Annotated in this window: 7 protein-coding genes; all 7 read right to left on the reverse strand. The window is 36.7% G+C overall.

The annotated features are described in order from the left end of the window. Position 1: 1 nt before the first annotated feature. Positions 2 to 2,152 (reverse strand): cytochrome c biogenesis protein CcdA, encoded by a 2,151-nt coding sequence (locus DSM02_RS01150; protein ID WP_128763926.1) that lies wholly within the window; start codon positions 2,150 to 2,152, stop codon positions 2 to 4. Between the two features lie 176 nt (positions 2,153 to 2,328). Next, positions 2,329 to 3,510, reverse strand: a complete 1,182-nt coding sequence (locus DSM02_RS01155; protein ID WP_164918203.1) for a TlpA disulfide reductase family protein — start codon at positions 3,508 to 3,510, stop codon at positions 2,329 to 2,331. Between the two features lie 91 nt (positions 3,511 to 3,601). Beyond that, complete coding sequence (locus tag DSM02_RS01160) at positions 3,602 to 4,648, reverse strand: thioredoxin fold domain-containing protein (RefSeq protein WP_128763928.1); 1,047 nt, start codon at positions 4,646 to 4,648, stop codon at positions 3,602 to 3,604. A gap of 68 nt (positions 4,649 to 4,716) precedes the next feature. Next, a complete protein-coding gene (locus tag DSM02_RS01165; RefSeq protein WP_128763929.1) occupies positions 4,717 to 6,138 on the reverse strand; it encodes a RagB/SusD family nutrient uptake outer membrane protein in 1,422 nt (473 codons plus the stop codon). An 11-nt stretch (positions 6,139 to 6,149) separates the two neighbouring features. Continuing rightward, a complete protein-coding gene (locus DSM02_RS01170; protein ID WP_128763930.1) occupies positions 6,150 to 9,827 on the reverse strand; it encodes a SusC/RagA family TonB-linked outer membrane protein in 3,678 nt (1,225 codons plus the stop codon). A gap of 109 nt (positions 9,828 to 9,936) precedes the next feature. Next, entirely contained in the window at positions 9,937 to 11,097 is a 1,161-nt protein-coding gene (locus DSM02_RS01175) for a FecR family protein (RefSeq protein ID WP_128763931.1), read from the reverse strand. A 155-nt stretch (positions 11,098 to 11,252) separates the two neighbouring features. Then, positions 11,253 to 11,807, reverse strand: coding sequence for an RNA polymerase sigma-70 factor (locus DSM02_RS01180; protein ID WP_240673948.1), 555 nt, complete (start codon positions 11,805 to 11,807; stop codon positions 11,253 to 11,255). Between the last annotated feature and the right edge of the window lie 360 nt (positions 11,808 to 12,167).

A 12,167-nucleotide genomic window follows, 5' to 3' on the forward strand; every position in this document is an offset into this window, starting at 1 on the left:
TTTAATTATAATTTTCAATTCCTTCTCTCAGCCAGTCCAGATAAGAGTCAATATCGGGATTGTAGGCTGTGGGATCATTTAGGTTTTTTCCTTCAATATCGATCAGTACATAATAAGGCTGCGCATTCGCTTTATAGTGGGTGATCTGAAAATCACTCCATTTATTCCCGATAGTTTTGATTTTCTTACCGGTGGTTTTTGAAACGTACTGCTCCGTTTCGGGTAGTTCTTTCTTGTCATCTACGTAAAGAGAGATAAGAACAACATCATTTTGCAAAAGCTGTAATACCTGAGGATCAGACCATACGCGTTCTTCCATCTTGCGGCAGTTTACACAGGCATATCCGGTAAAATCAAGCAGTACCGGTTTGTTTACTTTTTCGGCGTATGCCATACCGGTTTCATAGTCCTTAAAAGCGGGAATGTCGTGAGGACCCAGTTCAGCTCCTTCAGGAAGGATAACTTGAGAAGCCATTCCCCCTTTCGTATTGCCAACACCATAAGGCGATTCGCTATATTGCTGTGGGGGTGGAAAACCGCTAATCCACTGCAGGGGTGCTCCCCATAGTCCAGGGATTAGGTAAACGGTAAACGCTAAGGTAAGCATTCCCAAAGACAGCCGTCCTACTGAAATAGAAGGTAGTGGACTATCGTGCGGGAGCTTTATTTTTCCGAAGAGATATAAGGTAAGCGTTCCTAAAATTGCAATCCAAATTGCCAAGAACGTCTCGCGTTCGAGTAGATGCAATTGTAAAACAAGGTCTGCATTGCTTAAAAACTTAAAGGCCAAGGCCAGTTCCAAAAATCCGAGTACTGCCTTTACTGTATTCAGCCAGCCTCCAGATTTGGGAAGCGAATTCAACCAACCTGGAAAGGCCGCAAACAGGGCAAACGGAATCGCGATCGCCCCAGAAAAACCCAGCATCCCAACAATTGGTGCTAAACCTCCTTTGGAGGCAGCCTGAACCAACAAGGTTCCAACTATCGGCCCTGTACATGAGAAGGATACGATAGCCAGTGCAAGCGCCATAAAAAATATACCAATCATGCCTCCTTTATCAGCCCGAGCATCCATTTTTGTGCCCCAGCTGCTAGGAAGCACAATTTCAAAAGCGCCAAGAAAAGAAACCGCAAAAATGACAAGAATGACAAAAAACACGAGATTAAACCAAATATTGGTAGAAAGCGCATTGAGTGCATCAGCTCCAAAAATGAGGGTGACTAAGCTGCCTAGCAGTACATAAATAACGATGATACTGAGTCCATAAATAATTGCATTGCGAATGCCTACGGCCCTATTCTTACTTTGTTTGGTAAAGAAACTTACCGTTAATGGGATCATAGGGAAGACACATGGCGTCAATAGCGCGGCAAAACCGGATAGAAAGGACACTATAAAAATTCCCCACAGACTTTTATTATCTGTATCTGAAGCGTTATTGTTATCTTCGTTTTCTTGAGAACTCTTTATTTCTTTGTTCGAACTATCCTTTTTAGATTCGGAAAGTTTTTCTTTATTTTCAGATCTTTTTTCATCAATTTCTAAACCGATTTCCTTTTGGTCATTTGTTTTTTCTTCAAGATTACTTTTCTCTTCTACAGAATCTTGTTCATCAACTGAAGTCTTGGATTTAACGTTCTGCTCTTTGGGTTCTGAGGTTTCAGGTTTTGAAGAAATCGGAATTTTAAAATGAAGCTCTTCTGTAGTTGGTGGCAAACATTGGCTATCGTCGCATACCATAAAGGTGACTTCCGCATTAATAGTTTTTAAGGAAGTCTCTTTTACTTGAACAATTTGCGAAAACGTTGCACGATTTTCGTAATAGGAAGTTTCCATTTCAAAAATATCATCAAAAAAAGTATGCGGCTTACTCTGCTCTACCTTCCCTATAATTTTGTAAGAACTTTCAAAAGGAAATGAAAAAGAGGTTGGCACCGGTCCTCCTTCAGGTAGATTCTGAGCATATAAATGCCAGCCCGGTTCAATAGTTGCCAAGATCTGGAGTTCATATTTATTTTCTCCAAGTTCCTTTACCGAAGTTTCCCAAGATACCGGATCATAAATCTGAGAAAATGCAGTACTCCCCGTAAAAAAAAGGCAGCTGGCTAAAAAGAGTTTTAAAAAAAATGTTCGTAAGGTATTTGCTTGCACTTTATATGATCTTAAAAGAGTTAAATGATGATTATCAGCTTAAAATTTAGCTGTCAACACCATATAAAAAGACACTCCGGACATAAAAATATCCGGAAGGTCAGTTTCAAAAAATAGTAGAAAGATCTATTCTTTCGATAGTAGTTATGAGTAGCTTAAATGGGGTTTTAAGTATTTTAAAACAGTTGAGAAAGATATTCGTTCAAAGCATCACCTCTTAGGTTTTTGGCAATAATAATTCCTTGAGGATCAATAAGAATATTTGCTGGTACCGAATTGATATCATACTGTATGGCTACTTCATTTTTCCAGTATTGAAGGTCGCTCACATGTATCCAGGGAAGCCCGTCTTTTTCAATTGCGTTCTTCCACTGTTCTTTACTCGCATCCAGCGATACACCAACAATTTCAAAGTTCTGATCTTTATATGTATTATAGGCCTTAACCAAATTTGGATTCTCTGCTCTACATGGTTTACACCAAGCCGCCCAGAAGTCGATAAGAACATATTTACCCCGTAACGAACTCAGTTTAAAATCTTCTCCATCCAAAGTTTTCTGGGTAAAATCTATTGCTTCCTGACCGATCGCAGTTTTTTTCCCTATCGCTATCTTATCTAAGATAAATTTACCGTTTGCAGTATTCTGAAGATCTTCATCAAATTTATAGAAAAGCACTTCGGCCTCCCTTGCATCAAATCCTTTTCGCAATTCAACAGACGTAAATTCCTCTAAGGCCTTATAAGAATGTGGATGCGCCACAATAAAGTCGTGCCTTATTTTTCTGATGCTATCCACATATATTTGAACGGTATCATAGGTAACCATTATCTGCTCTTTAGTTCTTCCTTTCATACGATTTTGCAGAGCTATAATTTCTTCTGTTAACGGCGAAACTTGTTGAGATAACTTAAAAGATTCTTCGTTGAGCATGGAACCTTCAATGTTGGCATTTTTTATTGAATCTGTGGTAACAATCCTTATATCACTATTTTCAATATAGAAATGAAAGATATCCCCCTTCCATTCCGGTTCTGGAAAGCTATCCCCATGCCGCAAGAAGATCATGGCATTTGCCGGATGCTCTACTTTACCCTGAAAGCTAAATTTACCCTGATTTACAACCGAAGAGTCTCTGAAGGTTGAATCGTTTTCTTTATAGGAAAGTATGGCCAGGGAAGCATCTGGAGATTCTTGTAGGGTTCCAGTTATTGAGTAACCATCAAGATTTGCGCCTTCTTTTTTCTCTTCCTTACAAGCCCCTATCGTCATCAGGATTATAGCAAGAAGCCAAAAAGGTCTGGGAAATGTCCCTTGGAGATTTAAAATTTCTGATATATTATGATCTATTCTTTTCATCGTAGAATTTTTAATACTTGAACTCTTCATAAAGAGTGCTTTATTGTATGTTTTGAGCTTCTGTAAACCCGTATTAACTAGGGTTGGTGTATCAATTGATACTTCTCTCTATATATCCTTTGACGTCTTCATTAGATACCAGAGTTAATAGGTATTGCTTATCGCTTTCTGAAAGTAGTTTCTTAAGACCTGGAATAATTTGGTAGAGCATAATATCCTTTTCATTATCGGTAAGGCTTGGAATCGTTTGATCTACCGTTTTGAGGAACTGTTCCTTTCCTTCTTGCGTGAGTTGTACTTTTGCTCCTGCAACCATAACTGGCAAGCTTTTCAACTCCTTTATTCCTAAACTATAGACGTGTTTTTCTGTTTCTTGTATTTCATCTATAGTCACATCTTGAGAATATCCCTTTGTTATAGTACCTAAATAATTTTCATATTTACTCCTCAGAATAGAATCTACTTTTTGAGTGTTTAAAATCTGCCTGAATTGAGCTCGATTTTCCTCAAAAAATTTCGCTTTTTCAGAGCCAAAAGGAGCAAAAAATTCATAGATAAATAAGGTTTGATCACTTATTTTTTCTTCCTTACTCAACGAATTATAAAATGACTCTACCTGTGGTTCCGGGTTTTCGGTGTGCGTATTCATCAAAGCCTGCAAATATTTAGCTTGTAAAGCTATACCCTGCTCCCCCCCCTCTATACGTCGTTTTAAGCTTCCAAAGGCCTTTTGGGGATCAAATGTATTTTCTACCTTACCAATAAATTTATCTCCATCAAGAATACCACCTGCAAACATATGTTTCAAATCCCCGCTTTTATCAAGGACTACAAAAGTGGGATAGGCTTTAATCCCGTACTTTTTAGCAAGTTGAATTCCTTCTTTTTCTGCATTAATCTTTAGACTTATAAATTTTGAATTAAAATATTCTCCTACGTTTTGTTGGGGAAATACCTGTTTATCCATCATCTTACAGGGCGCGCACCAGTTGGTGTAAAAATCGATGAATACGCATTTGTTTTGCTCCTGGGCCTGTACCAAAGCTCCTTTTAAATCCGTCCTAGCAAATTGCACCCCCTGACCAAAGCTTATAATACCGGTGTGTACAATGAGTATTAATAAAATTATTCTTTTCATATTTTTTTATTTAAAAAAAGAGGTTCTACTAAGGATTTTAATTCATTTCGAACCTCATTTTAAGTCACTTAATCATTATTTATTAGGTTAGGATTTTGATCCATAACAGTTGGGGAAAATTTAACTACTAAGCGATCTTGTGTGAGTTGGTACTCGTCTTGTAGCGAACCATCTGCATTATAAATCTTGTGGGTATAGCTTGAAACAGGCGTTGGAATGTCAGGATCTACTGTTAATCTTCTCATATCGAACCAGTGGTAACCTTCTAGCGCAAACTCGCGTAAACGTTCATCAAATATAAAGCGTAGTAACTCCTCCCGATTGGATGCAATCTCAGCAGGGACATCAGAAAAACCAGGCATCAACCTTTTTCCACGTAAGAACTCAAGATCATCCACAGCACCCGAAAGATCATTGAGGCGACATTTTACCTCTGCACTAAGTAAATATAACTCTGGAACACGCACACCAATCTGACTTTGAGAAGTTCCAACATTCTTTTTGTAAGCACCGTCTATAGGTATGGGAGCACCAGATTGGAGTGAAGGTGTATACAGCAATTGAAAACGTAAATCATTATCATTATACAATGCCATTACTTCAGGTTTAACCACCAATTCATATTCTCTATTAGCTATAGCAGCGATAACAATTTGCTTTCCATAAAGATTTTGAGGATCAAGTTGTGCATTAGGTCTTTCATACTGCTCATTATAATCAATTAGCCCAACTTCTATTCCTATATTGTATTGTTCTACCAATGCCTCATCAAGTAAAGGTCGTGCCTCGGCAAATTTTCCCATAAACGTATAAACCTTTCCCAACAGTCCCTTGGCAGCTGCCCTAGTAAATCTAAACCTACTGTCTATCTGTGTAGGCAAATCTGGTATTGCCTCCGTGAGATCCTTTATTATCAGATCGTAATTTTCCTGTACGGTTGCTCTCTCAAAATCAGTTGCTGCGAGATCGGCTACAGTAACTATTGGAAAGCCAAGATCAGTTGAAGATGTCTGGTCATTGTATGGCATACCAAAATAGTTTACCATGAGAAAATAGACCCAGGCACGTCCGGCCTTCGCCTCGGCTTGCAGGACACGTTTTTGCTCTTCAGTACCATCTGTAGCGATCAGTATCTCGTTAATAATCTTATTGTAGATATACAGATTCTCCATGGTGACCTCCAGCTCGCCCATATTCTCATCATTGTCATAGACGTCAGCCTCCCACTTAAAAAATCGTTGTCTGCGAAGTTCAGTATTGCCAAAGAAAGGTTCAAAAGCAGTTGATTCTGCACCCAAATATGCTTGACCATTAGCAGATCTAAGATTTACCAGATTAAGATTGTAAAACAGCTTATCATAGTCCACCACTTTTTCACCTATGAGCTGTCCTTTAGGAACTATTTCCAGAAATTCATTTGAGCACGAACCAAATACCAGGATACTTAAACAAATAAGTATTTTATAATATGTTTTATATATATTCTTCATTATGCGATTTTTTAGAATTTTACGTTTAGACCTAAAGTCACTCTTTGCCCTCTTCTGAGCACTCTGGAACCTCCATAAAAATGGTATTCAGGATCGATGTCATAATCGTTATCTGCCCATAATAATATATTAGAAACCTGACCTCTTAAGGTAACTTGATCAATACCCGAATTTCCAAATATGTTATTGGGTAAGCGATAAAGCAGGTTGATATCCCTTATTTTGATATAGGAAGCACTTATTATATTACTGTCTCCATTGACGTAATAATCAGTATCTCTATTTCCACTTTCTATATCTACAAACCTAGGAATGTCAGTAAACTCCTCATCTCCAGGCTCCATCCAACGATCTAAGAAATCTTCATTAATATTTCCTGAGGTAAAGTTGTAATTAGCAGCATCCAATCGTGTACCTTGATAGCGGTTATTCACATCTCTGCGCATTACATGACCCAAACTAAACACCGTGTTTACATTTAAGGAAAGATTTTTATAACTGAATGTATTTCCAAAACCACCATTCCATTTCGGTTGTGTGGTCCCCATGTGTTTGATATCTTCTGGGGTAGTTACGTTAGGTTCAGTGGTAATGGTTCCATCTGCCAATCGTACTTGAGGATCTCCATTTTCATCCAGACCGGCATAATCAAAAGCAAAAAGAGAAAATGCAGGGTATCCCACAACAAACTGCTCATTCACCCTAGTATCACCTGTAGTGGTCTCATTAATGAGTCTTAAATTGGTGATCTTATTTTCATTAAAAGCCATATTTAACTGGGAAGACCAAGTAAAATCTTTTAACGCTATGTTTATCGTATTCAACCCTATTTCGAAACCATCGTTTTCTAAATCACCGAGGTTTCCATTTACAGAACTGTATCCGGTAAATACATTTGTAGGAATAGTTCCCAATAGATCTGAGGTCTTTCTTTGATAATAATCCAATGATCCTGTAATACGACCGTTGATATTATAATCGATACCTAAGTTTGTAGTAGCCGTTCTTTCCCAACTTAATTTACGGTTACCTGGTGTAGATATGCGAAGACCGGTTTCAGGAAAAAAGGCTGATGATATAGGAACTAAAATATCAAATGATGCCGCATCTCCCGGTTTAGGGGCATTCCCTGTGATACCATATGTTGCTCTTAATGCCAAAGAATTTAACCAATCTGCACTTTGAAAGAAAGATTCCCTTCCTATATTCCATTTACCACCAACACTCCATACGGGTCTATTTTGAGCAGATTTGTCTAGCCCGAAAAGGTTACTTTGGTCAGCTCTTATACTTGCATTTAAGGTGTATTTACGATTAAATGTATATGCCGCATTTCCATAATAGGAAATGAATCGCGTTGTGGTTTCATTTCTACCGAAATAGCGCTCTGAGATCAAAGGTTGAAGATTACTCAGGCCACCATAACCAGGGAAGAACTCAAAGAAATTAGGTTTTACTACATTGCCCAGGAAATTCCCTATGGGTATTGCGTAGGTTCCATATTCTCTTTGTTCATAGCTTTGTAGCCTATCATCATACCCCCTTACTTGACTAAGTTTGGTAGTGCTCATCTGCTGTTGTGCTTCGTGTCCAGCAATTATGTTAAGCTGATGCATTCTATCGTTCCAATCTTTTCCGAAAGACAATTGATTTCTTACGGTCCAGGCTTCTACGTCTGAACTTCTCGCAGCATACTTCCCTCCTGTATTGGGTAAAATATATTGTGGTGTCGCCCCCGGGGAAGAAACTACCGTGTATTCAACGAGTTCTTGTCTTTCTGCAATGGCTAAATGATCAGTGTACTCTTCATTATCCACTGCATTGAGCGTGTAACTATAAGTACCCTGGAACTTTAAGCCCTCAAAGATATCTAAATCAACACCCAGAATATTTCTCATGGATTTTGTCATGTTTTTGGTATATGCCAAATCCAATTCATCCAAAGGGGTATAACTCAAGTCTACAAGACTTGCCTGTTCAAATTCACTTCTTACCTCATCATTTAACTCGGTCATATAGGAAGTTTCAATATTATTCCCGTTAGCATCTCTAAAAAGCTGATAAGGCAAAAAGCGACTGTTAATATTAATGTTATTAGGGCTGAATCTATTCTGATATGTGAGATCAGTAATGATGTCAATATTGATACGATTACCAACATCAAAATTCTGTCTAAGGTTTAGCTTATACCTATTATCTTTCTCACCAGGTGTGTTACTCTGCCTTCCAGTATAATTACCAGAGGCATAAAAGGAATATCCTTTTTTTCCTCCAGATGCAGAAAGGGTGTGGGTGGTAAGGATAGAAGGTCTATAAAATAAATTATTGATTTGACTCCTATTGTTTATAGCAGCTAAACTATCTAATCTTTGTCTTGCAATCCCTTCAGATATTACTCCTCTATTACGATCGTATAAAATTTGTTCATGAGGAGAGATGCCATTTCCACTTATTCCGTAACCTACAGCATTTTCATAAGGATTTATATCAGGATTAAAAATCTGCTCAGCAACCGCTATAAAGTCGGCACTTTTAAGCGTACGCAAATAATCCTGATCTGGTCTGCCATCCATAGTAATGAATGTGTCGTATTGAAAACTTACAGCTCCGCTGGAAGATCCTCTTTTTGTATTGATCACAATAACACCGTTAGCGGCTCGTGAGCCCCATATAGAAGCTGCTGTAGCATCCTTTAATACGGTAATATCTCTAATATCCTGTGGATTAATATTAGCAAGACCAGAAATTGCTGCCGCACTATTAGTCTGTGTAGAAATATCTGGAATAGGAACACCATCTACAACAATTAAAGGACTGCTGTTTAAAAGCTGAACAGTGGCCAATCCTCTAACCAATAATGGATTAAATAGTTCTGCACCAGGACTACTATTTACCGTAAGCCCAGGAATTAGACCGTCAAGACGTTCTGCAACATTCATCGTGCTGCTTCGATTTTGAAAAACTTCCATATCTGGTTTAGCAAAAGAACCTGCGCTGCGTTCTTTAGCTATAGTCTGGTATCCGGTAGAAACAAGCACCACTTCATCTAAAGCACTCACGTCTGCTTTTAAAACCACTATCAGGTTCTTTGCGTTATCTGCGGTAAGGATAACCTCCTGATTCAGAAACCCGATATAAGTGATTAACAGACTCGTACCTGTAGCGACATTGGCAAATTTAAATTCACCTTCCATATTTGTTGAAACAGCACGATTGCTATCTTTTAATTGTACAGTGGCACCAGCGAGGGGTACGCCCAATGAATCTCTAACCACACCGCTTACGGTAACTTGTTGCTGAGTATTTAAGATGGGTGTTTGTGCTTTTTTTCTACTTACAATAACCACATTGTTTTCAAAAGAATACTGATAACCGATGCGATCAAGACCCTCATTAAGCAAATCTGAAGTCTTATAAATACCACTACTAACTTCAAAAGTAGGTGCTTTAGTAAGTTCATTGGACCGGTATACAAAATTGTAATCGGTTTGTGCTTTGATTAAGTTAAAGACCTCTTCTAAGGACAATGTTTGATCTTTTGAAATTGCAATAGAAGCATCTTGTGAGAATCCGCTGTTGGGGCTCAGTGCAAAGGTTGTTGCGCAGAGCATAAAAATAAGTGTTCTCATGATGAGGTGTTGAGCTATACGGCTTAAAAAACCATGGTTGGGAGTCAAATTAATTTTCATAAATTTGTTGAGGATTATTTAAACATTAAGTTGTTTTAGGTAATTAAACTAGAGGAATTTTAGTCTGATGCTGTGGAAGGTGCTGACTTCAATTCCTTTTTTCTTGCCATTATTTTATCATAATTTTCTTATCTTTTATTTCGAAGGTTACTTCTCCGGTTTTTTCTAAATTTTGAAGAAGCGTTTGAATATCATCTTCCCGTTTTAAAGTACCTGAAAACAAATAATTCTTCTTTACCTCATTTTCAAAATCCACTTCAGCATCATACCATCTGGAAAGTTGATGCATCATCGCTTGCAGCGGCTCATCACGAAATAGGAATATTCCATCTTTCCAAGCTATGGCGTAATTCACATCGACCTTTTTAATAACCAGATCATTATCAGAACCCGTATTGACTGCTTGCTCACCGGGCTTTAAAACTTTGCTAGAGTGTTTATTATGAATAGCAATACTACCTTCAACTAATGTGGTATAAAGGGCCTTATCATTTTTATAAGCACTTATATTAAATTCGGTTCCTAAAACTTCCAGCTCCTGCTCTTTTTGTTTTACGATGAAAGAATCGCCATGATGTTGCGTACTGTGTGAGACATTAAAATAGGCTTCCCCATAAACCAATTCAACTGTCCTGGGCTGACCCGCAATAAACTGTACCGGATATTTTAATTTTGATTCTGAATTGAGCCAAACTTGAGTACCATCTGAAAGTTCTACAAAAAATTTACCCCCTCTAGGTATTGTCAAGTAATTATAAATAAGCTCTCCAATATTTTTATCCTTAGTATACAAAAGGTGATTGCTTACAAGGCTGGAGTTTTTGCCGTTATAAACGGTTTCTTTAGAAAGAGAGATTTCTTCTCCATTTTCAAGGCCTAAAATAGCCTTATCTGAACCGGAAACTATATTATTACCTAATGCTGAAGGATCCTCAGTAGTTTTAAAAGTATCAGGTAAATTATAAAAAACGCCCAATCCAAAACCTATTAACAGAACGGCGGCAGCAGCATATTGTAAAAAATTTTGCTTTTTAGATTTTGAAAAGTAAATCTTGCTTTTCAAAGCTTTCCAGTCTTCTACAACATCAATATCTCCCAAAACCTTCTCACGCTCAGCCCAATAGTTGCGATCATTAAAATCTCTAAAGAGTTTATCCTGATCCTCTTTAGTTATCAAATCGGTATGAGGATTAGCTGTATTTTCTTTACCCTTCAAAATAAAATTTGAAAGGCTTTTACAATACGCTGTTATCTCTTTAAAATCTAACATACATGACAGTTCTACTGTTAAGACGATTAAATATTAAAGTAGGGTTAAAAAAAAGTTATTTTTTTTTAATAAATTAAAAGTATAGCTGTAGAATCTTAAAACATTCGAAAAAGCTATCTTAATATTTTAACTAAAGTAAATATGTATTGGATTGATTAGAAAGTGCTATTTGCAATAACTAAGAGAAGGAAGTGATAATGCTCTTTCAATAAGGGACGCATTTTTTTATAAGCAATCTTTTTCTGTGCTTTAACGGTATTTATAGAAAGTGATAGACTGTCTGCAATTTCCTGATTAGAATAATTTTTGAGGCTCAATTTTATTATTTGTGCACATCTATATGGTAAACTATTCATTGCTTTTTCTATAAGATTACTTGTTTCTATATGTATGATTTCCTTATAAAAAAAACGGTCTGATTCCAACCATTCAAATTCTTCAATGGTAGATTGCGAATCCATTACACGAACATACTTAGACTTTAAAACATCTAAACATTTATTTTTCACAGCTGTATACAGGTAGCTTTTTGCAGCATTCATTTCTGTAAAATGAATTTCTTTTTCCCAGACTTTAACAAAAACCTCCTGCACAACATCTTTAGATGCCTGTAGATCAGATAGATAACTTTTTGCAAAAAGACATAAAGATGGATAAAGTGCCTTATAAAGCAACTTGAATTCGTTTATATCCAAATTTGAGTCATTCAAAACATAAAATTTTGCTAAATATATGATCTTTAAAATAAAAATTTTAAAGAGTCTAAATAATTATGGATTTACTATTATTTAATTCTAAAATTTTTAATATTAAAAATTAAAAAACAATTTTTTAGATTATCTCATTTTATACGAAAGAAACAGATAGTTTAGAATTTTACTTAAACTAAATACTAAGATTTATCCCATCATGAAATCTTATTATTTAATTATTTGAAAACGACACGGATATTGTTGTACGAGAAATTGTAATTAAAAACCAAAACATCCTAACATGTATCTTCAAAAAAAATGTTATGACGTTTATCGTTACCTACTTGTAGGTGCAAAAAGTAACATCTCATAAAGTGA

The sequence above is a fragment of the Leeuwenhoekiella polynyae genome (genome assembly GCF_004104075.1).
GTDB lineage: Bacteria > Bacteroidota > Bacteroidia > Flavobacteriales > Flavobacteriaceae > Leeuwenhoekiella > Leeuwenhoekiella polynyae.

Coding starts and splice junctions, on each gene's coding strand:
- DSM02_RS01175 (WP_128763931.1), bottom strand. CDS start 11,097: ATGTTAGATTTTAAAGAGATAACAGCGTATTGTAAAAGCCTTTCAAAT.
- DSM02_RS01165 (WP_128763929.1), bottom strand. CDS start 6,138: ATGAAGAATATATATAAAACATATTATAAAATACTTATTTGTTTAAGT.
- DSM02_RS01160 (WP_128763928.1), bottom strand. CDS start 4,648: ATGAAAAGAATAATTTTATTAATACTCATTGTACACACCGGTATTATA.
- DSM02_RS01170 (WP_128763930.1), bottom strand. CDS start 9,827: ATGAAAATTAATTTGACTCCCAACCATGGTTTTTTAAGCCGTATAGCT.
- DSM02_RS01155 (WP_164918203.1), bottom strand. CDS start 3,510: ATGAAAAGAATAGATCATAATATATCAGAAATTTTAAATCTCCAAGGG.